Annotated in this window: 26 protein-coding genes, 1 tRNA gene and 1 pseudogene; 20 read left to right on the top strand and 8 right to left on the bottom strand. The window is 52.2% G+C overall.

What is annotated here, in order from left to right; genetic code table 11:
* Window positions 1–336 precede the first annotated feature (336 nt).
* The 6 genes from accB to purH all read left to right on the top strand — a co-directional run bounded on the left by accB (window position 337) and on the right by purH (window position 6,362).
* Window positions 337–801: an acetyl-CoA carboxylase biotin carboxyl carrier protein gene (gene accB, locus AC5TBW_RS08240; protein WP_495511588.1), complete on the top strand. Its 465-nt coding sequence runs from the start codon at window positions 337–339 to the stop codon at window positions 799–801.
* Between the two features lie 31 nt (window positions 802–832).
* Window positions 833–2,173 (top strand): acetyl-CoA carboxylase biotin carboxylase subunit, encoded by a 1,341-nt coding sequence (accC, locus tag AC5TBW_RS08235; RefSeq protein WP_495511587.1) that lies wholly within the window; start codon window positions 833–835, stop codon window positions 2,171–2,173.
* 126 nt (window positions 2,174–2,299) lie between these two features.
* On the top strand, window positions 2,300–3,214 hold the full coding sequence (gene prmA, locus AC5TBW_RS08230) for a 50S ribosomal protein L11 methyltransferase (RefSeq protein ID WP_495511586.1): 915 nt from the start codon (window positions 2,300–2,302) through the stop codon (window positions 3,212–3,214).
* Window positions 3,215–3,312: 98 nt separating this feature from the next.
* Complete coding sequence (gene dusB / locus AC5TBW_RS08225; protein WP_495511585.1) at window positions 3,313–4,350, top strand: tRNA dihydrouridine synthase DusB; 1,038 nt, start codon at window positions 3,313–3,315, stop codon at window positions 4,348–4,350.
* Window positions 4,347–4,712, top strand: a complete 366-nt coding sequence (fis, locus tag AC5TBW_RS08220) for a DNA-binding transcriptional regulator Fis (RefSeq protein ID WP_495511584.1) — start codon at window positions 4,347–4,349, stop codon at window positions 4,710–4,712. The genes dusB and fis overlap by 4 nt, the downstream gene beginning before the upstream one ends.
* A gap of 51 nt (window positions 4,713–4,763) precedes the next feature.
* The gene (gene purH / locus AC5TBW_RS08215) at window positions 4,764–6,362 is read left to right on the top strand and encodes a bifunctional phosphoribosylaminoimidazolecarboxamide formyltransferase/IMP cyclohydrolase (protein WP_495511583.1); all 1,599 of its coding nucleotides are present in this window, start codon (window positions 4,764–4,766) and stop codon (window positions 6,360–6,362) included.
* Between the two features lie 122 nt (window positions 6,363–6,484).
* Here purH and AC5TBW_RS08210 read toward each other — a convergent pair whose 3' ends face one another.
* Complete coding sequence (locus AC5TBW_RS08210; RefSeq protein ID WP_495511582.1) at window positions 6,485–7,942, bottom strand: NAD-dependent succinate-semialdehyde dehydrogenase; 1,458 nt, start codon at window positions 7,940–7,942, stop codon at window positions 6,485–6,487.
* 119 nt (window positions 7,943–8,061) lie between these two features.
* Window positions 8,062–8,613: a GTP cyclohydrolase I FolE gene (folE, locus tag AC5TBW_RS08205; RefSeq protein WP_495511581.1), complete on the bottom strand. Its 552-nt coding sequence runs from the start codon at window positions 8,611–8,613 to the stop codon at window positions 8,062–8,064.
* Window positions 8,614–8,924: 311 nt separating this feature from the next.
* Between folE and AC5TBW_RS08200 the strand changes: the two genes are divergently transcribed.
* Window positions 8,925–9,491 (top strand): hypothetical protein, encoded by a 567-nt coding sequence (locus tag AC5TBW_RS08200; RefSeq protein ID WP_495511580.1) that lies wholly within the window; start codon window positions 8,925–8,927, stop codon window positions 9,489–9,491.
* 28 nt (window positions 9,492–9,519) lie between these two features.
* Here the strand turns inward: AC5TBW_RS08200 and AC5TBW_RS08195 are convergent, their stop codons facing one another.
* Complete coding sequence (locus AC5TBW_RS08195; RefSeq protein ID WP_495511579.1) at window positions 9,520–10,494, bottom strand: serine/threonine protein kinase; 975 nt, start codon at window positions 10,492–10,494, stop codon at window positions 9,520–9,522.
* 54 nt (window positions 10,495–10,548) lie between these two features.
* Window positions 10,549–11,256 (bottom strand): ComFC family protein, encoded by a 708-nt coding sequence (locus AC5TBW_RS08190; protein ID WP_495511578.1) that lies wholly within the window; start codon window positions 11,254–11,256, stop codon window positions 10,549–10,551.
* A gap of 80 nt (window positions 11,257–11,336) precedes the next feature.
* Between AC5TBW_RS08190 and AC5TBW_RS08185 the strand changes: the two genes are divergently transcribed.
* From AC5TBW_RS08185 to AC5TBW_RS08175, 3 genes are all read left to right on the top strand, one after another.
* Window positions 11,337–11,421, top strand: a tRNA-Leu gene (locus AC5TBW_RS08185).
* A gap of 321 nt (window positions 11,422–11,742) precedes the next feature.
* Entirely contained in the window at window positions 11,743–12,372 is a 630-nt protein-coding gene (locus AC5TBW_RS08180) for a hypothetical protein (protein ID WP_495511577.1), read from the top strand.
* Window positions 12,373–12,466: 94 nt separating this feature from the next.
* Window positions 12,467–13,417, top strand: a complete 951-nt coding sequence (locus AC5TBW_RS08175) for a hypothetical protein (protein WP_495511576.1) — start codon at window positions 12,467–12,469, stop codon at window positions 13,415–13,417.
* Window positions 13,418–13,505: 88 nt separating this feature from the next.
* On the opposite strand, the gene AC5TBW_RS08170 is transcribed toward AC5TBW_RS08175, so the two are convergent.
* A complete protein-coding gene (locus AC5TBW_RS08170; RefSeq protein WP_495511575.1) occupies window positions 13,506–14,267 on the bottom strand; it encodes an SDR family oxidoreductase in 762 nt (253 codons plus the stop codon).
* A 179-nt stretch (window positions 14,268–14,446) separates the two neighbouring features.
* Between AC5TBW_RS08170 and AC5TBW_RS08165 the strand changes: the two genes are divergently transcribed.
* From AC5TBW_RS08165 to AC5TBW_RS08150, 4 genes are all read left to right on the top strand, one after another.
* Window positions 14,447–14,932 (top strand): FxsA family protein, encoded by a 486-nt coding sequence (locus AC5TBW_RS08165; RefSeq protein WP_495511574.1) that lies wholly within the window; start codon window positions 14,447–14,449, stop codon window positions 14,930–14,932.
* Window positions 14,933–15,165: 233 nt separating this feature from the next.
* Window positions 15,166–15,459: a co-chaperone GroES gene (locus AC5TBW_RS08160; protein WP_008956441.1), complete on the top strand. Its 294-nt coding sequence runs from the start codon at window positions 15,166–15,168 to the stop codon at window positions 15,457–15,459.
* Between the two features lie 83 nt (window positions 15,460–15,542).
* Window positions 15,543–17,186 carry a chaperonin GroEL gene (gene groL / locus AC5TBW_RS08155; protein WP_495511573.1) on the top strand — a complete coding sequence of 548 codons (1,644 nt, stop codon included), beginning with the start codon at window positions 15,543–15,545 and terminating at the stop codon, window positions 17,184–17,186.
* Window positions 17,187–17,365: 179 nt separating this feature from the next.
* Window positions 17,366–18,100 carry an RNA methyltransferase gene (locus tag AC5TBW_RS08150; protein WP_495511572.1) on the top strand — a complete coding sequence of 245 codons (735 nt, stop codon included), beginning with the start codon at window positions 17,366–17,368 and terminating at the stop codon, window positions 18,098–18,100.
* 62 nt (window positions 18,101–18,162) lie between these two features.
* On the opposite strand, the gene AC5TBW_RS08145 is transcribed toward AC5TBW_RS08150, so the two are convergent.
* Window positions 18,163–19,509 carry a Na+/H+ antiporter family protein gene (locus AC5TBW_RS08145; RefSeq protein ID WP_495511571.1) on the bottom strand — a complete coding sequence of 449 codons (1,347 nt, stop codon included), beginning with the start codon at window positions 19,507–19,509 and terminating at the stop codon, window positions 18,163–18,165.
* Between the two features lie 188 nt (window positions 19,510–19,697).
* Between AC5TBW_RS08145 and AC5TBW_RS08140 the strand changes: the two genes are divergently transcribed.
* From AC5TBW_RS08140 to AC5TBW_RS08120, 5 genes and pseudogenes are all read left to right on the top strand, one after another.
* Window positions 19,698–20,906: an MFS transporter gene (locus AC5TBW_RS08140; RefSeq protein WP_495511570.1), complete on the top strand. Its 1,209-nt coding sequence runs from the start codon at window positions 19,698–19,700 to the stop codon at window positions 20,904–20,906.
* Window positions 20,903–21,028, top strand: coding sequence for a hypothetical protein (locus tag AC5TBW_RS08135; protein WP_495511569.1), 126 nt, complete (start codon window positions 20,903–20,905; stop codon window positions 21,026–21,028). Before AC5TBW_RS08140 ends, AC5TBW_RS08135 begins: the two co-directional genes overlap by 4 nt.
* A 26-nt stretch (window positions 21,029–21,054) precedes the next feature.
* Entirely contained in the window at window positions 21,055–21,504 is a 450-nt protein-coding gene (locus tag AC5TBW_RS08130; RefSeq protein ID WP_495511568.1) for an ion channel, read from the top strand.
* 31 nt (window positions 21,505–21,535) lie between these two features.
* Window positions 21,536–22,543: pseudogene (locus AC5TBW_RS08125) on the top strand (cation:proton antiporter domain-containing protein); the annotation flags it as partial.
* 111 nt (window positions 22,544–22,654) lie between these two features.
* Window positions 22,655–23,077, top strand: coding sequence for an NAD-binding protein (locus tag AC5TBW_RS08120; protein WP_495511933.1), 423 nt, complete (start codon window positions 22,655–22,657; stop codon window positions 23,075–23,077).
* Between the two features lie 18 nt (window positions 23,078–23,095).
* On the opposite strand, the gene AC5TBW_RS08115 is transcribed toward AC5TBW_RS08120, so the two are convergent.
* The gene (locus tag AC5TBW_RS08115; RefSeq protein WP_495511567.1) at window positions 23,096–23,275 is read right to left on the bottom strand and encodes a hypothetical protein; all 180 of its coding nucleotides are present in this window, start codon (window positions 23,273–23,275) and stop codon (window positions 23,096–23,098) included.
* A gap of 201 nt (window positions 23,276–23,476) precedes the next feature.
* On the opposite strand from AC5TBW_RS08115, the gene mntR reads away from it, so the two are divergent.
* Entirely contained in the window at window positions 23,477–23,953 is a 477-nt protein-coding gene (gene mntR, locus AC5TBW_RS08110; RefSeq protein WP_495511566.1) for a manganese-binding transcriptional regulator MntR, read from the top strand.
* Window positions 23,954–23,965: 12 nt separating this feature from the next.
* Here the strand turns inward: mntR and AC5TBW_RS08105 are convergent, their stop codons facing one another.
* Window positions 23,966–24,643: an RES family NAD+ phosphorylase gene (locus AC5TBW_RS08105; protein ID WP_495511565.1), complete on the bottom strand. Its 678-nt coding sequence runs from the start codon at window positions 24,641–24,643 to the stop codon at window positions 23,966–23,968.
* Window positions 24,644–24,650 lie beyond the last annotated feature (7 nt).

Raw genomic sequence — 24,650 nt, 5'->3', positions numbered from 1 at the left:
CCTAAGAGCCTTGCTCTATTAGGCGCTTAAGCAGCATTTTGACGCGAATATCGTCAAACAGTTGTTTAAATCTGTACTCAGCGACAGTTTAAGCACTGGCTTAGGCTGTCGCTGGACATTCTGGCACTTTTTCGGCAAACTCCGCTCCCATATTAGCTAAAAATTTCCTTTTTTAGGGGTGAGAACAGGGTAACGTTCGCTAACATGCAGCGTTCTCTTCATTTTTAAATCTGGTTTACTGCGCTTAAATAAGTGCCGCACAACGCCTGACTAAGGTCAGCTTGCTATGTGACGATTTCTCATAATCTAATTTTATGACATTGATGGGGCTATGCCATGGATATCCGCAAAGTTAAGAAACTAATCGAACTGCTCGAAGAATCCAATATTAGCGAGATTGAAATTCAGGAAGGTGAAGAGTCAGTTCGCATTAGCCGCCACCCTAATGGCGCGTCGTGGCAGCCACAGTCTATGCCGCAGTACGCACCGCAGCCTGGCTACCCAGCAGCCCCTGCTCCTGCCTCAGCACCTGCAGCGGAAGCTGAGCCTCAGGGCGCAAGCTACCGTGGTGAAGCAGTCAACTCTCCGATGGTAGGCACTTTCTATCGCAGCCCTGCTCCAGGCGCCAAGTCATTTGTGGAAGTGGGTGATAGTGTCAAGCAAGGCGATACCATTTGCATTATTGAAGCCATGAAAATGATGAACCAGATTGAAGCTGACCGCGACGGCGTGGTGGAAGCCATCCTGGTAGAAGATGGTGAGCCGGTCGAATTCGATCAACCTATGATCGTCATCGCTTAATCCTTCATTTTCAACACGGGTGGACTCTCCCATGCTGGACAAGGTACTTATCGCCAACCGCGGCGAGATTGCCCTCCGTATCCTACGGGCCTGTAAAGAACTGGGCATTAAAACCGTAGCGGTACACTCCAAAGCTGATCGTGAACTCATGCATGTTCGCCTGGCGGATGAAGCCGTGTGTATCGGACCGGCCTCCTCAGCGCAGTCTTACTTAAATATCCCGGCCCTGATCAGTGCGGCCGAAGTCACTGATTCGACCGCTATTCACCCCGGTTACGGCTTTTTGTCTGAAAACGCCAACTTTGCCGAACAGGTTGAGCGCTCGGGTTTTACCTTTATTGGCCCCCGCGCTGAGACAATTCGCCTGATGGGCGATAAAGTCAGTGCTATCCAGTCGATGAAGGAAGCGGGCGTTCCCACAGTGCCAGGCTCAGACGGCCCGTTGGGTGACGATGATGCGACCAATTTAGCCACTGCACGTCGCATTGGCTATCCGGTGATCATTAAGGCAGCCTCCGGTGGTGGTGGCCGTGGTATGCGTGTGGTACACACCGAAGGCCATCTACTTTCGGCAATCACCGTTACGCGCACTGAAGCCCACGCCGCCTTTGGTGACGGCACGGTTTACATGGAGAAATTCCTCGAAAAACCACGCCACGTCGAAGTTCAGATACTTGCTGATGGTCAGGGCAACGCTATCCACCTTTATGACCGCGATTGTTCTCTACAACGTCGTCACCAGAAAGTACTCGAAGAAGCCCCCGCGCCAGGCCTAGACCCAGAAGCCCGCGCCCAAGTGCTTGAAGCGTGCCGCCAAGCGTGTATTAAGATCAATTACCGTGGCGCAGGCACCTTTGAGTTCTTGTACGAAGACGGTGAGTATTTCTTCATTGAGATGAATACCCGCGTTCAAGTAGAGCACCCTGTGACCGAAATGGTCACCGGCGTCGATATCGTGAAAGAGCAGCTACGAATTGCCTCGGGGCTACCGCTGTCGATTCGCCAGGAAGATGTGCAGCTTAATGGCCACTCCTTCGAGTGCCGGATCAACGCTGAAGACTCACGCACCTTTATGCCTTCCCCTGGCAAGGTAACGCTGTTTCATGCACCGGGCGGCCTGGGTGTCCGTATGGACTCGCACCTCTACACAGGCTACACCGTGCCGCCACACTATGACTCTCTGATCGGCAAACTGATTACCTGGGGAGCCGACCGTGAAATAGCCTTGACGCGCATGCGCAATGCACTCGATGAACTGTTGGTGGAAGGCATTAAAACCAATATCGATCTGCAAAAAGATTTGGTTCGCGATAGCTATTTCCGTCAAGGTGGCGTCAACATCCACTATCTGGAAAAGAAGCTCAGCAGCTAATAGCGTTCAAATGCTTTTCAGTGCTTAGTGCGATGCCCAACGGGGTGGCCATGTCCACCCCGTCGTTGTCTTTACTGAATGCGTCTTTACTGTATTTGTTTTTATTTCGTCCTGCGGAGACTCTCCATGCCTTGGCTTCAACTTAAAGCCCATGTCGCCCCCGAACAAGCAGAGTTCCTCGAAGAGCTGCTGCTTGAGGAGGGAGCGACAGCCATTGGCCTACAGGATGCTCACGATGATCCGGTATTTGAGCCAGAACGTGGCACAACACCGCTATGGGAAGACACCATCCTAACCGGCCTTTACGATGACCTAGAGGGCGTCGAAAGCATGCTGGAGCGTATTGAGGCCGCCTGGTCCGAACAGATGCCGGGGGAACCCTGCCCTACCATCGAGTATGAACTATTGGCTGACCGGGACTGGGAGCGGGAGTGGATGGACGATTTCACACCGCTGCAGATGGGCCAGCGGCTGTGGATCGTACCAAGCTGGCACGAACCGCCCCATGCCGACGCCGTTAACTTGATTCTCGACCCGGGCTTGGCCTTTGGTACAGGCACGCACCCGACCACAGCCCTGTGCCTTGAGTGGCTGGATGAGCTGGCCGTGGCTGGGCACTTAGCCCAGCAGACAGTGCTGGACGTGGGCTGCGGCTCCGGCATACTCGCTATCGCCGCGCTCAAGCTGGGCGCTAACCATGCTGATGCCACCGACATTGACCCTCAGGCGCTGCAGGCCAGTCGTGACAACGCCGAACGTAACGGTATTGCCGAGGCGGATTTAACTCTCTACTACCCTGAGCAGTTAAGCGATAGCGGTGACTACCCTGTTGTAACCGCCAACATTTTAGCGGGGCCGCTGGTTGAGCTGGCACCAATGATTGCCGGACACGTCGCCCCCGGCGGCCGTATAGCGCTATCAGGCATTCTTGCCAACCAGGCAAATGATGTTTATGAAGCCTATGCTGCACAAGGAATCGCAATGGATGAACCCGTTATTCGCGAAGGCTGGGTGCGTCTTAACGGCCAACGACCGCGTTAAAGCGGCAACCGGCCTTCACCCCATCACCGAGTAGGCGTATCATACGCCCCCTTGAAACGCCTACTCGCGCTAGCCCAGTACACATAAAGCCAGACGCCATGACCTTAACGACGAAACCAGCCAGCATTGGCCGCTACGTGTTACCCAATAAGGTAATTCTTGCGCCAATGGCAGGCGTGACCGACCGCCCTTTTCGCCAGCTATGTCGCAGGCTTGGAGCTGGCTGGGTCGTGGGTGAAATGGTCACGGCCGACCCTAGCCTTTGGCATACGCGCAAATCGCAGCTGCGCATGGATCACCGAGGTGAACCCGACCCACGCGTGGTGCAAATCGCTGGAGGCGACGCCGAAATGCTGGCCGAGGCAGCGCGGCTGAATGCTGAGCTGGGGGCGCAGATTATCGATATCAATATGGGCTGTCCCGCCAAAAAAGTATGCAACAAAGCCGCTGGGTCAGCACTTCTACGTGATGAAGCGCTGGTTGCTGAGATTCTCGACGCTGTGGTATCAGCGGTCGATATTCCCGTTACTCTGAAAATCCGCACCGGCTGGTGCGCCGAGACTAACAACGCCCTGCGGATTGCCCGCTTAGCTGAGTCAGCAGGCATTCAAGCTCTCGCCATACATGGCAGACACCGCCAGCAGCGCTATACTGGTCAGGCTGAGTACGACACGATTGCTGAGATCAAATCTCACCTTTCAATACCGGTAATAGCCAACGGCGACATAACAAGTCCGGAAAAAGCCGCCGAGGTACTCACTTATACCGGCGCGGATGCAGTGATGGTAGGCCGTGGCGCTCAAGGCAACCCATGGATCTTTCAACAGATCAGCCACTACTTGCAGCATGGAGAGCGAATGGCGCTGCCCAGCCTTGTTGAGCGCGGCCAAGTGCTGCAAGGGCATGTAGAGGCGTTGCATGAGTTTTATGGCTCGACCATGGGTGTGCGTATCGCACGCAAGCATGTTGGCTGGTATATCAGCGACGACCCACGCTTTTCGCACCCCCAACAGCGCGCGCTTAAGCAGCAGTTCAATGCGTTAGCGTCACCTGAAACGCAATTTGATTGGATCAACGACGTGATGGCCCCCGGCGCCGCCACACGTTTGCTAGCCAAAGGAAGCTATGCTGCATGACCGAACGCGATCTTCTATCTAGCGACAACTATTCAAGCGAGAGCTACTCCAGCGATGCCGGCAGCGCGAGCTACTCCCATTTGGCGGGCACGTTAGCGGATCCTGCCGCAAGCTCACCACCACAGCCGCTTCGGGAAGTTGTAGAAACGGCTATGCGCCGCTACTTTGAGCATTTAGATGGCAGCCAGGCTACCGATCTTTACGCCATGGTGATGGCCGAAGTAGAAGCGCCCCTGCTGGCCTGTGTATTGGAACACACTGAAGGTAACCAGACCCGGGCAGCTGAGGTACTCGGCTTGAACCGCGGCACCCTGCGCAAAAAACTCAAGCAATACGGACTTATCGAAGGTGACGCCCCATAATCATGGGGCGTTGTTGTTTTTCAATTCTCGACTCTGCACACGAGCATTCTCATGGCTGATAATCCTACCTTGACTGACAGTAACGCCACCCCCGTCCGCCGCGCTCTGTTGAGCGTTTCTGACAAAACCGGCATTGTAGAATTCGCCCGCGGCCTTACTGATCACGGCGTTGAACTGCTATCCACTGGCGGCACTTTTCGCTTACTGAAAGAAAATGCTATTGCAGTGAAAGAAGTATCCGAACACACCGGCTTCCCCGAAATTATGGATGGCCGGGTTAAAACGCTACATCCGAAAATTCATGGCGGCATTTTGGCGCGTCGCGGTCAGGATGATGCGGTCATGGCCGAAAATGACATTACCCCGATCGACATGGTGGTGGTTAATCTCTACCCATTTGCCGCCACGGTTGCCAAGCCTGACTGCACGCTGGAAGATGCCATCGAGAATATCGATATCGGCGGCCCCACCATGGTTCGCGCCTGCGCCAAAAACCACGCTTACACCACTATCGTGGTCAATAGCAGTGACTACGCGCGAGTACTGGGCGAGCTGGCCGCGCAAGATGGCCAAGTCAGTAGCGCTACGCGCTTCGATTTAGCGGTTAAAGCGTTTGAGCATACCGCTGGCTACGACGGCGCGATTGCTGACTACCTAGGTCGCAAAGTCACGGCTGCCGATGAAACCTTTCCCCGCACTTTTAACCTGCAGCTGGATAAAAAGCAGGACATGCGGTACGGCGAAAACCCCCATCAGCAGGCAGCCTTTTACGTTGATCCCCAGGCGAGTGAGCCTAGTGTCGCTACCGCCAAAATGCTCCAAGGCAAACCGCTCTCATATAACAATGTCGCCGATACCGACGCCGCGCTTGAATGCGTAAAAGCCTTCAAAGAGACGGCCTGCGTGATTGTTAAGCACGCCAACCCCTGCGGCGTCGCTATTGGCGAAACCACCTTAGCCGCTTACGACAAAGCGTTTGCCACCGACCCTACCAGTGCCTTTGGTGGCATTATCGCCTTCAATACACCGCTGGACACCGAAACAGCTCAGGCGATAATTGACCGACAGTTTGTCGAGGTAATTATTGCCCCCGGCGTTAGCGATGAAGCCGCTGCTATCGTGGCTAATAAGCAAAACGTACGCTTACTGGACGTCAGCGCCCACTGGCCCGGCGAGCAGAAGCCTGCGCTGGACTTTAAGCGTGTCAACGGCGGTTTACTGGTGCAAGAGCGCGATGACGCAATGGTCACCCGCGACGACTTGACCGTCGTCAGCCAGCGCGCGCCCAGTGAGCAAGAGCTGCGTGATCTGGCTTTTGCCTGGCGAGTCGCTAAATTCGTTAAGTCCAACGCCATTGTGTATGCCAAAGATGGCCAAACGGTGGGCGTTGGCGCAGGCCAAATGAGCCGCGTTTACTCGGCTAAAATAGCAGGCATTAAGGCCGCAGACGAAGGTCTTTCGGTGCCTGGGTCAGTAATGGCATCTGACGCCTTCTTCCCGTTCCGCGATGGCATTGATGCCGCAGCCGCTGCTGGCATTACTGCCGTGATTCAACCTGGTGGCTCCATGCGTGACCAGGAAGTGATTGACGCTGCCAACGAGGCCGGCATTGCCATGGTGTTCACCGGCATGCGTCACTTCCGTCACTAAGCTCAGCCGCTTCGTTTAGCCACGCTATCGGCATTAGACTGACGCCGTAAAAAAAGCCCCCATCAGCAGCTCGCTAAGGGGGGCTTTTAAACAGCTATCGCCTAAAAGTGCAAGGCAGTGACTTAGCCAAGATCAATACATAGATACTTGGTTTCAAGGTACTCTTCCAATCCCTGATGACCACCCTCACGGCCCAAACCTGAGGCTTTGACACCCCCAAACGGCGCAGCAGCATTGGAAATAGCGCCGGTATTAATCCCCACCATACCGTACTCCAGCGCCTCGGCCACTCGCCATACGCGCGATAGATCACGGGAGTAGAAATAGGAAGCCAAGCCATACTGGGTATCGTTCGCCATCTCAATGGCGGTCTCTTCATCATCAAACGGAAAGACAGCAGCGAGTGGACCAAAGGTTTCTTCGTGGGCCACTTTCATCTTGTCTGTGGCAAAACTGATCAGCGTAGGCGTAAAGAAATTGCCGCCCAGCGGATGAGGATGACCACCTAACAACAGCTCAGCCCCATTATCGATTGCATCCTGTACATGTTCGCTGACTTTCTTAACCGCATTTCCATCGATGAGCGGCCCAATATTGATATTCGGCTTGGTGCCATCGCCGACATGGAGCTCGCTGTTCATCGCGACCGCCAACTTTTCACAAAAGGCGTTAATCACACTGGATTGAACCAGAAAACGATTAGTGCAAACACAGGTTTGCCCGGCATTACGGAATTTAGCGGCCATGGCGCCTTCTACGGCTGCGTCTAAGTCAGCATCTTCGAAGACGATAAAGGGGGCATTGCCGCCCAACTCCAGCGAAATTTTCTGGATATGCTCCGCCGCTTGGGCCATCAGCTTGCGACCCACTTCGGTGGAACCGGTGAAGGTAATCTTGCGCACTTTGGGCGATTGGGTCATCGCTTGGGCAATATCGCTAGCGCTACCAGGCACTACGTTAAAGACACCGCGAGGAATACCGGCACGTTCGGCCAGCAGCGCCAGCGCGGTGGCTGAAAACGGTGTCTGACTAGCGGGTTTGACCACTATCGTGCAGCCCGCGGCTAACGCCGCACCGGCTTTACGAGTGATCATCGCTGCTGGGAAATTCCAAGGGGTAATCGCCACGACAACGCCCACCGGTTGTTTAGTGACAACGATACGCTGATTGGCTTTAGCCGCAGGAATGGTTTCACCATAAACACGCCGCGCCTCTTCGGCAAACCAGCGTAGAAAACTGGCCGCATAGGCAATTTCACCTGCGGCTTCTTTGAGCGGTTTACCCTGCTCATAAGTCATCAGCATGGCAAGATCCTGTTGATGCTCCATCATCAGGTCGTGCCATTTCAGCAGTAAATCCGCTCGTTCCTGAGCGGTGAGAGCACGCCACGCCGGCAGTGCTGCGTCCGCGGCGTCAATTGCCCGTTCCGTCTCAACTTTTCCCAAGCGGGGAATATCGCCAATCGCTTCGCCGGTTGCCGGGTTTAGTACGGTGATCTGCTCACCGCTATCTGCCGCCACCCAACTGCCGTCAATATAGGCAAAGGGGCAATATAGCTGTGTTTCTTTAAGCGCTTCCATGACAGACTCCTGACCAAAATGATGGTCTTATAGGCTCATTAACCACTTCATGCTAAGACGAAACACCCCTTTAGACCAAGTTTACGGCGTTCATTGACAGCCAATAAAGATTGAAAAACTCAGTTTATGAGCATTAAGAATTCTTGGCGGGTCGCCTGATTACTGCGAAAACCACCCAACATTACCGATGATGTCATGCTGGAGTTTTGTTTCTCCACACCACGCATCATCATGCAGAGGTGACGCGCCTCAATGACCACAGCAACGCCCTTGGCCTGCGTTACTTCCTGAACGGCATCAGCGATCTGGCGAGTCAGGTTCTCTTGAATCTGCATACGGCGGGCAAACATATCAACAATTCGGGCAAACTTAGATAGCCCTAGCACTTTGCCATTGGGAAGATAAGCAATATGACACTTGCCGATAAAAGGCAATAAATGGTGTTCACACATTGAGTACAACTCAATGTCTTTTACTAACACCATTTCATCCGTTTGCGACTCAAATACTGCGCCATTAATGATGTCGTCTAACGACTGAGTGTAGCCCGCATTCAAAAACTGCATAGCTTTGGCGGCACGCTTCGGTGTGTCTCTTAACCCTTCGCGAGTGGGATCTTCGCCAAGTGCGGAAATTATCTGGCGATAGTGCTCGGCGATATCATCGTACATATTTAACCTCATCAATAGCTGTTCGCAATCGCGTCCCGGCGGTCACTTAATTCAATATCCTTTTGTGTATGTAAATAAAGCCGTTTTTGTAGAGCAACTCTATCCTACGGCCACTTCGACCAACTTACACAAAAGGTATACTTTTAAAAAAATCTGCACAACGATTATTAAGCAAAAAGAGTATTTTACAGCACCTAGGTCACCTGTGGCAGAGTGCCGCGTCGTTCACTTTGCAACCCAGGGGCCTGTGATATGATAAATCGTGTTAATTTTACCGCCTTTATTGCAGGCGCCCACCATGAGAGTTCGCCATGTCATATAAGCCAACGTTTTTTTGGGTAACCGCCCTCGTGGCCCCTTTATTTGCTGCGCCACTTTATGCTGCAGCTGCCGACGCAACACTTTCACTGCCTAATGAAGCCACTGTCGGCGTTGAGGTTGTTGAGGAGCTTACCTTTTCCTCCGACCAAACGCGGCTGAGCGATATTTTGCTGCACCCCACTCAGGCACCAGGGGCCTCAAACTCGCTGCCTGAATACTGCGTTATCGTGGGCAATGCTCAATTAGCGGATGAGCGTATTCGTGTCACGACGCAAGAAGCCACGTGTATCGAAACGCACGACGCTGACAGTGATATTTTCACGGGTGAGTTCAGCGCCAGCGCCTATGCAGAAGATGGTCAGTACGGCATTGCCTGCGAAGGCTCTCCATGTAAGCTCTCACCAGGCCAGACTTTTCTTCTCACCTTAGATCAAGCGGTTGAGATTGAAGAGCTAGACAACCCTTCTGAAGAGCTTAATCAGCAACGTCAGCAGGCAAATGGCGAAGGTGTCGCGAACCCCATACCACGCGAAGACGCCGATCCTGAAGTTGAGTAATCTTTTCGTTGGCATTTCATAGCGCGGTCTATGCCAGCCAGCGTGGATGCTCTAACTGAAGGCACTGCTGCTCTAACTGGCGGATATGTTGATCCCAATAGCCGCTATCCGCCAGCCAGGGAAAGGCGCGAGGAAAAGCAGGATCGTCCCAACGGGAGACAAGCCACGCGGAGTGCCTGATCAGGCGATAGCTTCTCAGTGGCTCTATCAAGGACATCTGCTCAGTAGGAAATGGGTATGACTCCTCATATCCTTCGGTAATTTCGCTTAAATAGGATTGCCAGCCTTGAGGGTCATCGGTGGGCAGTAACATCCAGATATCCTGAATGGCCGGTGCCGTGATGCAATCGTCAAAATCGACCAGCGTAAACTGCTCGTCACGGCCCAGCACATTACCCAAATGGCAGTCACCGTGGCAGCGAATCATGCTGCTGGCGGGAAGCTTATGTTTTACAAGCTGCTGATGCACCTTTTCAATCACACGGTCATAGGCTCGGCGCTGATGGGGATTCATACAATCACTAGCTAGAACTCGCTGCTGGGCATCCAAAATACCACTCGTCATTTCTAACCGTGGCCGGTGCTGAAAAGTTTTTTTGGCCGACACTTTGTGCAATTGTCCCAACACTTCCCCCATGGCAAATAAGTGCGACGGGTTATCGAGCTCTGGCGCTTGACCTGGGCAATGGGGAAACAGCGCAAATCGATAGGCTTTAAAATAGTGTAACGAGACTCCCGTTTTATCACGCCAAGGCGCCACTACGGGCACATGATGTTGAACAAGCTCCTGTAAAAAATCATGCTCCTCCTGAATCGCCGCGTCTGACCAGCGGTCAGGGCGATAAAATTTAACAATCCAGTTTTTGCCGTCGTCATCGCGAAACATGAGCACACGATTTTCATAGCTATTCAGTGCAAAAGGCTCGCCTGCTGGCCAAACATCAATCGACTCTACTGCAGACATTACTAGGTCGGGCGAAAGCGAGCTAAACGGGTGTGACATCGGTCACTCCTGGGTTGGCAAACAAACTGTTGGGGCAGCAAAAGCGCTATTCTATCAATCCTTACCTAGGGGTGTCCGGGCGGCCGCCCAAATATCCACACGCTCAGCGCCTGCCTCCAGCGCGGCTCGCGCCAATGCATGCCCCGTCGAGCCAGTGGTAACCACATCATCGACTATCAACACATGCGCGGGTGGTGGGAATTCAAATACAAACGCCCCCGCCAAATTGGCAACCCGCTGGCGGCGGTTCAGGGTTCGCTGAGAGGGAGCATCTTTTATACGCCTTGCTGCCATGAACATGGGCACCTCACATTGCTGGCTCAGCCTTTCTGCTAACCACTGCGATTGATTAAACCCTCGATTACGCGCATGAGCTGGGTGCATGGGCACCGATAACAGAGTGTCTCCTAAGTCGGTAGGTGGTGTAAGCAACATTAATTCAGCTAAAAGTGTGCCCGAGCGCGTCGATGCATGAAATTTAAAATCATGTACCAACTGCTTAATAGGCCCCTGGTACAGCAACCCGGACTGCGTGGCAGAAAATGCCGGCTGATCTATTAAGCAGTGCCCGCACAGCGTCGCTCCGTGTAAAACAGGGTCGCCGCACTGCTTGCAAGCATGCAGGTTCCAGGGCAGCTCGACCAAACAGGCTGTACACCAGCCCCTCCCCGCCAAAGCCGGTGCCAGACAAAAGGCGCAATAACCTGGCATGGCCTGCTTGACCCAATGACTCCCCCGCTGCCACAACCGTTTTAGAACCATGCTTTCTCCGCAACCAAAGGATTAATATCAAATTCATGATTGACTTCTAACACAGAGTTGATAATATACGCCTCGTCTTAGCGGATGTGGTGGAATTGGTAGACACGCTAGATTTAGGTTCTAGTGCCGTAAGGTGTGGGAGTTCGAGTCTCCCCATCCGCACCAATTACTTGTTAGTTTTCATGCTGTTAGTTTATATCCTCTATTTTTAAGATTGCCTCAATTCAGCCTAATCTCGGCACTATTGAGCGACCCTTCTAGCAAGCTTATTTTCCGTTTTGAATAATCAATGGCTCATTGCCATTTTTTTGCGTGCTTGTAATTTACTGCCTTATCCAACCTTTAACAGGCTGACCTGGCTCCATTTTTACGCTAGTCTCTGTCTAAATAACTAATATGATGTTGGTCGATGACCCAACACTGGGCGGCAAACGCCAAGACTATCGCTACGACAACCTCCAATAGCTATGAGAAGGATCTCACATAATGGAATGGCTCAACGATAACGCCCAGGCAATTTCAGCCATCGCGAGTATTTGCACCCTTTTCGTATGGGTTTTTTACGCCCAGTTGCTTTATAACGGCTATGTCCGCCAGCGTCGCCCTCGCGTAATTATCAATCGCGGTAAAGGCACTGGAGTAGATGCAATCTGTTTAATCAGCAATATGAGCAGCGAAGCGATCTATGTTCAACACCTTGTAGCGGTACTACATACTCAAAAACAAAGTTATTCTCTTGATGTCGTTGAGTATCAGCAAAGAGGTAGTGAACAGCAGGAAGCCAGCTATCGCACACATCAAGGTCCGCTAGCGTCAGGCGATTATCTTAACATTCAGTCGTTTGGCGACATTGTGAATCAGGTTAAAGAGTATTGGGAAATTGATGACAGCCTGCTCCATGAGCAGAATATACAACTCGAAATTCGTGTCATTGCAATTTACGGATCTGAAGATATGCCCACTGGCGCCTCGCGTTCGTTTAACCTTGATCTAGACGCATCGCCCAATCACCAGCTTATTCCGGCTAGCGTTGATACAGACCGACTCAGTAGCCGTGGCCAACGTAAACGCGTACTTGAATGGGCAAAAGAGATCGAGACCCATAAAGCACGTTAAATCACTCCCTTTGCAAAGCTGATGTTGTACAGCAAGCACTTTTAATTGAGACCACTCGATGCATAAAATCCTAACCTTCTGCTGGCTCGGCATAATGACAACCGTAGCAGCAAATGCTTATGCCGAAGAGGAAGATAGCGACTTACCCGAGTGGGCCGAAGAGCGCGTTGAGCCGTTTCGCGAAAGCGTAGGTAACTGGGTAGATGATACCTCGCGACGCATTGATGGCTTTTTTGGTACAGACGATCACATGCAGGCGGAGAACGAGTCCTACCTAAGGTTTGGTCAAGAAATTGATTGGATGGAAGGAGATGGAACCCAGGGCGACACGTCGCTTCGCTACCGTATAGACCTACCCACTTCGGAAGAACGATTGCGGCTGGTGATCGAAAGTGACCCGGAAGAGTCTCAAGGGACGCTCGAAGAGCAAGGCTCTGGGCGGCTTGCCAATGATCAGCGTGATCGTAGAAGCTCTACGTTAGGCTTGGATTGGCTGGAAAGTAGAGACAAGCGCGAAAACTGGAGCAACCGTGTGGGGGCCGGTATTCGCCTACGTCTTCCACTGGATCCTTACGCGCGTTTTACCAGCGAACGACTGTGGCAGCTAGGCGAAGGGCCCTGGCAGCTTGAGTCGAACAACCGTATTTCCTGGTTCAATAACGAGGGGTATTCGGCCCGAACGCGCTGGGATGTGGGTCGCCCTTTGAGCGAACGTCGCCACCTAAGATTTATCACTACCGTTCAGTGGCGTGAAGAAGAAGATACGCTTGAATACAGTGAAATTGCCGAACTCAATCACCGTATCAACCGCCGCAGCGCCCTGCGGTACTCGGCAATTGCCATTGGTGAAAGCGCCTCAAATCCCCGCATGACCAATTACTATCTGCAAACGCGTTATCGTCGCGACATTCATAAAGGCATTTTATTTGCCGATGTCATACCGGAACTGCACTTTCAACGGGACGTTAGCTACGATCCTCGGTGGGCCATGACACTACGCCTGGAGATGTATTTTCAGCGTGAAATTAGCCGCGACTATTTTTAGATCAACCCGAAGGTTTACTGCGGGCGGCCTCACCGGGCCGCCCATCTCTTTGCCTCACCCCTATCCTGGCGTAACCACTGCAGAAGAACTACAGCCGCAACCCGCCATCACACTCAATGATCCGACCAGTAAAGTAGTCGTTTTCAAGAATAAAGGCGACGCTTTGGGCAATATCATCAGGCTCACCTAACCGCTTAAGCGGCACACTGGATGAGATGCGTTCTAACATGTCGGGACGCATTGCAGCGGTCATTTCGGTAGCAATAAACCCAGGCGCTACGGTGCCGGTGCGAATGCCATAGCGCATCAACTCTTGGCTCCAGGTCACGGTGAGTGCATGTACGCCAGCTTTGGCAGCAGCGTAGTTGCTTTGCCCCATATTACCCGCCCGAGAAATACTCGAGATATTAACGATGACCCCCTTATGTCCTGCTTCGATCATCTGCGTGGCCGCCTCCCGCCCACACAGAAAAACGCCGGTTAAATTAACATTGATCACCTTTTGCCAAGCCTCCAAGGACATGCGTTTTTCCACGCGCCCTTCTTTGGCTTTTACCAGCAGTGCATCCTGGGTAATACCCGCATTGTTAACACAGCCACTAATGGATCCCATTCGCTGTGCGATATCTGCAAACGCTTGAATCACTGAGTCTTCTTCAGCGACATTCACCACAAACGCTTGAGCATCGACACCCTCTGCAGAAAGCTTTGATACCGCCTGATCCAACGCTTCAGCGCTCATATCCAAAAGCGCCATACGCGCGCCCTGCTTTCCCAAACGCAACGCCACGGCATACCCCAGCCCACGCGCCCCGCCAGTGACGGCGATTACTTTTTCGGCAAATACCATTATTGACTCCTTACGGCAGTAACAATCATCTCTATTGTGCATTGCAGCATAGAATAATTATTGGCTTAAAACGAGCTTTATCACAGTAACCAGGCGCATCGTTAGGTGCTTGTTATGTGCGTTTCTGGCACCATATTAGGCAATTACGACTGTTATGAAGCCGTTTTCTGGAGTTAACCATGCCCATCCTTATTTTTATATCACTCTTCACGCTACTTGATTTTGTGGTTCTTTTTTCAATCGGCAGCCAGATCGGCTTACTCACCACTTTACTCCTAGTCCTCGGTACAGGCTTTGCCGGGTTACACCTTATTCGCAAAGAGGGTGTATCAACCTTTGCCCGCGCTCGAGAGCGTATGCAGGTTGGTGAAATCCCCTCCAGTGAGTTATTGACAGGCGCGGCCCTTATTTTTGGTGGTGCCTTACTAATGGCGCCAGGCTTTTTATCTGATGCGCTTGGCCTTGCGTGCCTAATACCCAACGCACGTCAATTGATGTTTAAAGCACTTACTTGGCTTGGCCTGAAAAAAATAGCCAGCCAGCAGCAAAATTCAAACCCTTCCTCGGCCCGGCCGAATGAACACCACAACTCAAACACCACTCAACAGGAAGGCCCGATTGAGGGTGATTTTATTAGCCGTGACGAGCCTCCTAGCCGCCATTAAGGCTTGCCTTGGAAGAAAATCGGCAAAAAAGCAATTTTTTATTACCCTCCCCCTTGAAAGGCCATCCTCAGCCCCCATTTTTCAACCAGCACACAAATTCGGCAGCGATCTAGACGGTAGCTGCCATTAACAATGAAGACTGAAAGGTCTTCACTTCTCGCGGGTCACACCCTTGAGAACTCATTTTAGCTAACCGCCCTATCTGGGCTTCAACCCTACTCAGGAGAACGTGAATGAATATCCGTCCTTTGCACGATCGTGTCATCGTCCGTCGCGTTGAAGAAGAGCAGAAAACCGCAGGCGGCATCGTGCTTCCGGGCAATGCAGCAGAAAAGCCGACGCGTGGCGAAATTCTTGCTGTCGGTAATGGCCGCATTCTCGAAAATGGCGATGTCCGTCCTCTCGACGTTAAAGTTGGCGATAACGTGATCTTTAAAGATGGCTATGGCGTCGAGAAACAGAAAGTCGACGGCGAAGAAGTCTTGATCATGAGCGAAGCCGATATTCTTGCGGTTGTTGAAGGCTAACAGTCGTTGTGGCTCACATTTGATTGATGAGCACCTCGATTATTTACTTTCACGTTTTGCATTCAATTTAGGAAGTAGCAGATATGTCAGCTAAACAAGTTAAGTTTTCAGATGATGCCCGTAAGCGCATGGCGCGCGGTGTTGACGTTCTCGCCAACGCGGTAAAAGTAACTCTCGGTCCTAAAGGCCGTAATGTAGTACTTGAAAAATCCTTCGGCTCGCCGACCGTTACGAAAGACGGCGTTTCAGTTGCCAAAGAGATCGAACTGAAAGACAAGTTCGAGAACATGGGCGCACAGATGGTTAAAGAAGTTGCTTCACAGACTTCTGACGCCGCTGGTGACGGTACCACCACCGCCACCGTTCTGGCCCAAGCGATTATCGCTGAAGGTTTGAAAGGCGTTACAGCCGGCATGAACCCGATGGATCTTAAGCGCGGCATCGATCAAGCCGTTAACGCTGCCGTTAAAGAAATCAAGGCGATGTCTGTACCTTGCACCGACACCAAGTCGATTGCACAGGTAGGCACCATCTCTGCGAACGGTGACAAGCGCATCGGTGAAATCATCGCCGAAGCGATGGAAAAAGTCGGCAAAGAAGGCGTCATCACTGTTGATGAAGGCCGTGGCTTTGAAGACGAGCTGGAAGTCGTTGAAGGTATGCAGTTTGATCGCGGCTACCTGTCTCCTTACTTCGTCACCAACCAGGACACAATGACGGTTGAACTGGAAGATCCTTACATCCTGTTAGTGGATAAAAAGATCTCCAACATCCGTGAGCTGCTGCCGGTACTAGAAGCCGTTGCTAAACAAGGCAAGCCGCTGGCCATCATCGCTGAAGATATCGAAGGCGAAGCACTGGCAACGCTGGTTGTTAATAACATGCGCGGTATCGTTAAAGTAGCCGCTGCTAAAGCACCTGGTTTCGGTGACCGTCGTAAATCCATGCTGCAGGATATCGCTATCCTGACCAACGGCACGGTCATCTCTGAAGAAGTCGGCCTGACGCTTGAGCAAGTGAACCTGGATCACCTGGGTACCGCCAAGCGCATGACCATGTCTAAAGAGAACACCACCATCATCGATGGCGCTGGTGCAGAAGGCGATATCGAAGCACGCGTTAACCAGATCCGCGCGCAAATCGAAGACACCTCTTCTGACTACGATAAAGAGAAGCTGCAAGAGCGCGTTGCCAAACTAGCAGGCGGTGTTGCCGTTATCCGCGTCGGTGCTGCCACCGAAGTGGAAATGAAAGAGAAGAAAGCCCGCGTTGAAGACGCTCTGCACTCTACTCGTGCAGCCGTTGAAGAAGGCGTTGTACCTGGTGGCGGTACCGCACTGGTTCGCGTCATGGCGAAAGTACAAGGCCTGACCGGTGACAACGAAGACCAGAACCACGGTATCAACATGGCGCTACGTGCGATGCAATCACCGCTGCGTCAAATCGTTGCTAACGCTGGTGAAGAGCCCGCCGTTGTTATCAACCGTGTGAAAGATGAAACTGGCAACTTCGGTTACAACGCACAAACGGGTGAATTTGGTGACCTGTTCGAAATGGGCGTTCTGGATCCGGCTAAAGTTACCCGTACTGCGCTGCAGTCCGCTGGTTCTGTTGCTGGTCTGATGATCACCACCGAGTGCATGATCGCTGAAGATCCGGAAGAGAAAGAAGCTGGCCCTGACATGGGTGGCATGGGCGGAATGGGTGGTATGGGCGGCATGATGTAATGCACCCTGAGCCCTCTGCTCAAGACTGCTAGCGATTAAGGTAGTCACCAACAACCCCGCCTTGTGCGGGGTTGTTGCGTTTTTGTGAGTCGTTAGACCCATTGCCTCCGTCCCATTGCGCAGAGCTAACGTGGTACTATCAGCGCGATTTTTATAAGGCTATAGGGCGAAATCAGCGCATGTTGCAGCATATTCGTATCGTACTCGTTCAGACCTTCCACCCGGGCAATATCGGCGCTGCGGCGCGCGCCATGAAGACCATGGGCTTAACCGAGCTGGTGCTGGTCAACCCACGCATGTTTCCTGATGAGGAAGCGACTCGCCTTTCCGCAGGGGCCACTGATGTTCTGGACAATGCACGGGTAGTGACAACACTGGAGGAAGCGGTTAACGACTGCGTTCAGGTGGTTGGTGCCAGCGCACGCTTGCGCAGCCTGCCCTTGCCCCACTTTGACGAACCCGATGAGATGGCGGCAGACGTTATTCAGAACGCACAAACAGCGCCAGTGGCACTGGTGTTTGGACGCGAGCGTTCCGGGCTGACCAAAGATGAGATCCGCTGCTGCACGCATCAGGTGAGTATTCCCGCCAACCCAGATTACGGCATTCTAAATTTATCCCAGGCGGTGCAGATACTGGCTTATGAAGTACACCGTGCCTGGCGTAAATGTGAGGATAGCGGCTTTGCTTATCAGCGCCCGCTAGAAGCAACGCCGCCTAGCCGCGAACAGTTCTTACACTTTCAGGCGCACCTGGGCCGCTTAATGCAGGAGAGCGGCTTTTTAACCCAGCCCCATGCCCGCACCGAAGAGCAGCTTCAAGCCCTCTTCGCCCGCGCCCAACCCAGCCGCAAAGAGCTTTCGCTACTGCGAGGACTATTAAGCGCGTTTGAAAGCCATCTGCCTAAACAGTAAAGTATTGAAAAGCAAAAAAAGGGACAACAACGTTGTCCCTTGTTAGTTTTGCACGTTCTCACTTACAGCATCATCGCCGCTAGCCAGCCAAAGCCTACTAATGGAATGTTGTAGTGCAGAAACGTCGGCACCACGCTGTCCCACATATGATCATGCTGACGATCAACGTTTAGGCCCGATGTTGGCCCCAAGGTTGAGTCTGACGCCGGGGAGCCCGCATCACCCAATGCTGCTGCGGTGCCGACCAACACGACGGTGGCCATAGGCGAAAAGCCAAACTGTACCGCCAAGGGCACAAAAATCGCCGCAATAATCGGGATGGTTGAGAAAGACGAGCCAATGCCCAGGGTAATAAATAGCCCTACCAGCAGCATTACTAATGCGGCTAAGCCGCGGTTATCACCGAAAAGTGCAAAAGCCCCCGATACCAATGCATCAATTTCACCGGTAGTTTTCATTACCTCTGCAAAGCCCGCCGCAGAAATCATGATAAAGCCGATCAGCGCCATCATGCGCATGCCGCTGGTAAATAGATCGTCAGCTTCACGCCACTTAAAGATGCCGCCCATTGAAAGCAGGCCAATCCCTACCAAACCACCCAGTATCATTGAGCCGCTATAAAGCTGAAGTCCGAGTGCTGCGACAATCGCAACCCCCGACATCACAAGCCCCAGCATATGCGGCTTGGCGGGCTTATGGCCTTCACTAACGTTGGCGTTAGCGATATCTTCGGCTTGGTATTCACGCGGGCGACGGTAACTCCATAGCAGCGCAACGATTAGCCCTAGCGCCATGCCCCCGACCGGTATGGCCATGGCCATCGGCACCATGCCACGGGTAATCTCCAAACCTAACGGTTCGCCAGCGCTATTTAAGTTTGCCAATAGAATATCGTTTAGAAAAATCGCCCCAAAACCTACCGGCAGCAGCATATAGGGCGCGGTTAGACCAAAGGTCAGCGCACATGCCACCGCGCGACGGTCGAGCTTCAAGCGGTTCATCACGGTTAGCAGCGGCGGAATCAGCACCGGTATAAAGGCGATATGTACCGGGATAGCATTCTGCGAAGAGATAGCCACCAACAACACAGCTGTTAGCAGCAGCATTTTGACCCGCGCCTGATGCGTGGCAGTGGTTTCTTTACCTAACAGAGTTATCAATCGGTTTGCCAACATGTCCGGCAGCCCCGAACGGGAAATAGCTACCGCAAATGCCCCTAAAGTAGCGTAAGCCAGTGCCACTTGAGCCCCTCCGCCAACGCCTTCATTAAATGCATCCAGCGTTTGCTCAAGCGATAACCCACCCACTAAACCACCGACTAAAGCGCCCACCACAAGCGCGAATACTACTGATACACGGGCTAGCGACAGGAACACCATCACCAGTACCGCAAGAATTACTGCATTCATGAAGATCCCTAGAGCTATTGAGAGGTCATTAAAGGCGAAGGGAGCGGATTTTAGCAGATTAAAAATGCAAAACTAACATCACCCACCGATTCTAGAGATTACTCTTGGCATGCTATTTGGCAGCTTCTAAAAGCGTACAACCCATGCGATAGTGACTCGACTGTTAGCCTGCCAATAAAGAGAACACCATGGCTCTCGTCCGACATCACTCGCTACTGCTAATTATTTTAGGAAGTTTGGTTATTTCGACGGCCATGGGCTTACGCCATGGCTTCGGCCTATTTATGGAGCCGCTGAGCAGCGACTTAGACTGGGGACGCGGCGTGTTTGCTTTTGCGCTCGCGTTGCAAAACCTAGTGTGGGGCTTGTCACAGCCTTTTACCGGGGCTCTGGCTGACCGCTTCGGTGCCACTAAAATCATTGTCGTTGGCGGCTTGCTGTATGGGCTGGGGCTACTGTTCATGAGCCTCTCAACCTCGGTGTTGGGGATGACTCTCAGCGCCGGACTGTTGATAGGCCTAGGTTTATCAGGCACAACGTTCTCCGTCATTTTGGGCGCTGTTGGCCGCGCGGTAGCACCCGAAAAGCGCAGCATGGCCATGGGGATTGTGAGCGCCGCAGGCTCGTTTGGTCAGTTTGCCATGTTGCCCGGTACGCTTGGTTTAATCGAATGGCTAGGCTGGGCGGCAGCACTTATGGCCATGGCGGCCATTGCCACTATTATTATTCCACTGGGGGCCATGCTACGCGACAAACCTTCGGCCAAAACCGCCTCCGATTTAAGCCTAAAAGACGCCCTTAATGAGGCAGCGGGCCAAAAGGGTTTCTGGCTGCTCTGTTTAGGCTTTTTTGTGTGTGGTTTTCAGGTGGTGTTTATTGCCGTACACCTACCCGGCTACCTGTTTGATAACGGTCTTGCCGTTCAGGTAGGAACAACGGTGCTGGCCTTAGTGGGTTTATTTAACATAGTTGGCACCTATACCGCAGGCTGGATGGGCGGCATTTGGTCCAAGCCCAAGCTGCTAACCTGGCTCTATTTGGTTCGCGGCGTGGTGATTACGGCGTTTGTTTATTTGCCGTTAAGCCCTATAAGCGCTTATGTATTTGGTATCTCCATGGGGTTACTATGGCTCTCCACTGTTCCGCTAACCAATGGCATTGTGGCTTCGGTATTTGGTGTGCGCCACCTCTCCATGCTGGGCGGCATTGTATTTCTATTTCACCAGTTAGGCTCTTTTATGGGCGTTTGGCTTGGCGGCTATTTTTACGACCTTACCGGTCACTACAATACAGTATGGCAAATTGCTATCGTTCTCTCTGTGGTGGCCGCTGCGCTGCATTGGTTTATTAGCGAGAAGCCGCTAGAGCGCTCGCAGGCAACAACGGTGACCCCATGACAATCCATCATTTGCTCAAGCTAATGGCAGCCCTTCTGCTGCTTATCTTTTTATTGCTCGCCTGGTGGGGATGGCAGCACGCGGATGCCAACTTGCTGCTTCTAGGCACACGTTTATGCTAACGAGCAAAGGTTGATAACTTGTTAAGATGACTATTCCTTACCCTGAGCATATCGCCGTGGTGGTAACCACTTTTGTTACCGTGGTCATTGCGGTGCTGCTTCACTATGAAGCCCTGTGGATTATCTCGCGCCAAATAGAAAAATCTCGAAGACCACATCGGCAACGCATCCTAGTGATGGCGTTTGGGGTATTAATGACCCACATTGTCGAAATTTGGCTATTTGGCATCACTGGCTGGTGGCTTACCGAGCAATTAAGCATTGGTGCTTTACATGGTTACGACAGCTTCAACATCCTTGACTATATCTTCTTCTCTGCGGTGACCTATACCACCGTGGGTTATGGCGATATATATGCCATTGGGCCGGTACGTTTTCTCTACGGCACGTTAGCTTTGACAGGCTTTGTATTGATCACTTGGTCAGCATCGTTCACTTTTATAGAAATGCAAAAGCACTGGCGAGTTGGAAGATAGTCGGCTCTATTGCATATTCTAGGGACCCAGCATGTTTGAAGTGGTTATTCTATCGGTAGCGTTTATCTTTGGTATCGCCGCACGCCAGCTAAGTTTACCGCCACTCGTGGGGTTCTTATCAGCAGGGTTTGCACTCAATGCCTTTGGTCCCAGTATTGGGCTCCCAAGTGATGCGGGGCCACTGCTTGAACACCTTGCCCATTTGGGGGTTCTGCTACTGCTGTTCACCATTGGTCTTAAACTCAATATCCGCAGCTTGGCAGAACCCGTTGTACTGGGGAGCGCCTTTATACACTTGACAATTACCTGCCTGTTGTTTACCTCTGGTTTTGTCATTTTCCTATCGCTACCCCTGGATAAAGCAATCCTGCTGGCCACTGCACTGTCTTTTTCAAGCACCGTATTAGCGGCCAAGGTACTCGAAAGCAAACGCGAATTACGTGCCCTACACGGCCGAATTGCGATTGGCATTCTGATTATTCAAGACCTGGTGGCTTTAGCGGTTCTCAGCATCTATAGCGGTGATTCCCCTAGCCCCTGGGCTGCGCTGGTATTTTTGGTGCCTCTATTCAGGCCAGTACTTTATTGGCTTATGAACGCGGCGCAGCACGATGAACTATTGGTGCTGCTAGGCGCTGTACTGGCGATTGCCGTTGGCGGCATGGGCTTTGAAGCAGTGGGATTAAGCTCAGAAGTAGGAGCCCTGGTCATGGGCCTGCTGCTGGCCAAACACCCACGCGCGCAAGAATTATCTAAGGCGCTATGGGGGCTGAAAGAAGTACTGTTAATCAGCTTCTTTCTACAGATAGGCATGGCCGGCTTACCCGATAAAGAAGCACTTCTATTTGCAGTCATCCTGGCTATTCTGCTGCCACTTAAAGGAGTGCTGTTTTTCGCCCTACTGATTGCTTTTCGCATCAGAACACGCAACGCCTTTCTGGGTGGATTGAGCCTGACGGCTTATAGTGAGTTTGGCCTGATTGTAGCTGCCAGCATTTTGCAAGAGTGGCTTGTTCCCTTGGCAATTACCGTTGCCTTGTCGTTTGTCATCGCCGCACCGCTGAATCGCGCTGCCCACCAGCTTTTTGATCGCTGGGAGAAACGCCTGTTACGTTTTGAGCGGTACGCACGACATCCTGACGAACAGCCAGTGGATTTAGGTAACGCCACCGTCTTAGTGCTAGGCATGGGGCGAACCGGTAACGCCGCCTACGACTTTTTTACCGATAAAGGCTTGTCTGCCGTGGGAATCGATTCAGATCCCAATAAAATCAATACTCAACGGCATGTTTTTTATGGTGATATCGAAGATGTGGGATTTTGGCATCACCTGCCTATTGCGCAAATAACCGCTGTAACGCTGGCCACGCCGGAACTTGAGAGCAAGCTTATAGCCACTCGCGAACTGCGTAAAGCAGGCTTCACTGGGCACATCATTGCAGGAATTCACTTTCAAGATGAAGCCGAACCGCTGCATACCGCTGGAGTAGATCAAACGTATTTGCTGATGACCGGTGCTGGCATAGGTATTGCCGAGAAAACCTGGGAATGCCTGCAGTCACCGCCGCTTTAAATGCTTAAGTACGCAATACTAACCCATTTGACGATGGCGCCAAAAACGCATCAGCACCACATGGACGACGTGATGGCGGGCTCCCGGCATGTTGTGAGTCACCCTAATCACCGTTCGCCCGGCTAAGCGCTCGCGGGCCAATACCTCTATAATTAACCGGCCTCCGTCTGAGCAGTAGCCATCGCGGCGCTTAGCCACAGCGTTAGGCTCATGGCCATACAAAGATTGCGCTTGTTCATTATTACCCTCCCTTATTGCGTTACCTATCAGTAGACGGCATCTCAATAACAAAGCTCTGTGCAAACAGTTTAGCCTTGGCTAACAATTATGCTCAAAAATAGGCTACTATCCCACGTACGATCCAATGATTATTACCACTGCTTCCGATATAATTCGCCAATGACTGATTTTAATCCGAACGCTTCATTGACCACCCCAAGCATTCCTGGCGATGCCCTGCCTCCCGTGGAGCAGCATGCTCAACAGTATGCAACGGTGCGCAATGCCCACGAAACCGAACTGATCGAAGACTACGTTGAGTTAATTGGCGACCTGCTGGCACACCGCGGCGAAGCGCGCGCGGCGGACATCGCCAACCGTATGGCGGTCAGCCAGGCGACGGTTTCAAAAATGATTCGGCGCTTAAATGAGCTGGAGTTGGTCACTAGCAAGCCCTATCGCTCGCTGTTTCTCACCGAAACGGGGCAAAAAATGGCGGAAACGTCACGCGCCCGCCACGATATCGTGCTGCACTTTTTGCGCGCCCTTGGCGTGAGAGATGCTACTGCACGTATTGACGCTGAAGGCATGGAGCATCATGTGAGCGATGAAACCCTCGCCATCATGCAGCGCTTTACAGAGCAGCAACACAACTAACCCCGCGGCTCGTCATCGGTGGGAAAAACGCAGATGATTCACTTGAGTAATGGCGCCGTTCCAAATCATTTCCAGATGAGTGGTTTGGATAATGTCAGCCACACAGCTTGGTGTCATTAGCGCCCAACAGTTTGCATTAAACTTGCGAACAGAGTGGTAGCGAAGCCCAACCCCACACCGGCGTATGTCGGCACCGAATGGCTGCGAGGTTGAGTAATCATCGAGCGTATAAATAGCATGCTCAATAGGTAAAACGAGCGCATCGTAAAAACCACCCTGATCAAAAATGGCTTTTAAACCACGAAAGACGAACCGTTCGTAGTGCAATTCTGGCACATTTTGCCAATACACCTGCTGGTGATACTTTACTTCGGCAATCGCCGTTTCAAGCGTATCGGCAAAATAGAGCACGCCAAAACTGCCATCGCTAAAGCGAGAACCCTGCGGGTTTACATGGGTAAAAGGCGCAACCGCATATGAGCACCCACGTATTCCAAAAGGAATTTGCTCCGGTGGTAGCAGCGCTAAATTACCCACTTCATTTTGTAAACGCGGATTGGTTAATGCCTGTAGCGCATGGAGCGCGGCAAACTCTTCAGCGCTCGCCACATCATCGAATAGGTCAATCGGCGGAAACTTACTATTGACTAAGCGATAACCGGTGACGTTTCCAGGGGGCAGAGTCTGCAAATCAGCG

The organism is Vreelandella sp. ssv (assembly GCF_059448525.1).
This window is presented reverse-complemented; position numbering and strand designations above follow the sequence as displayed.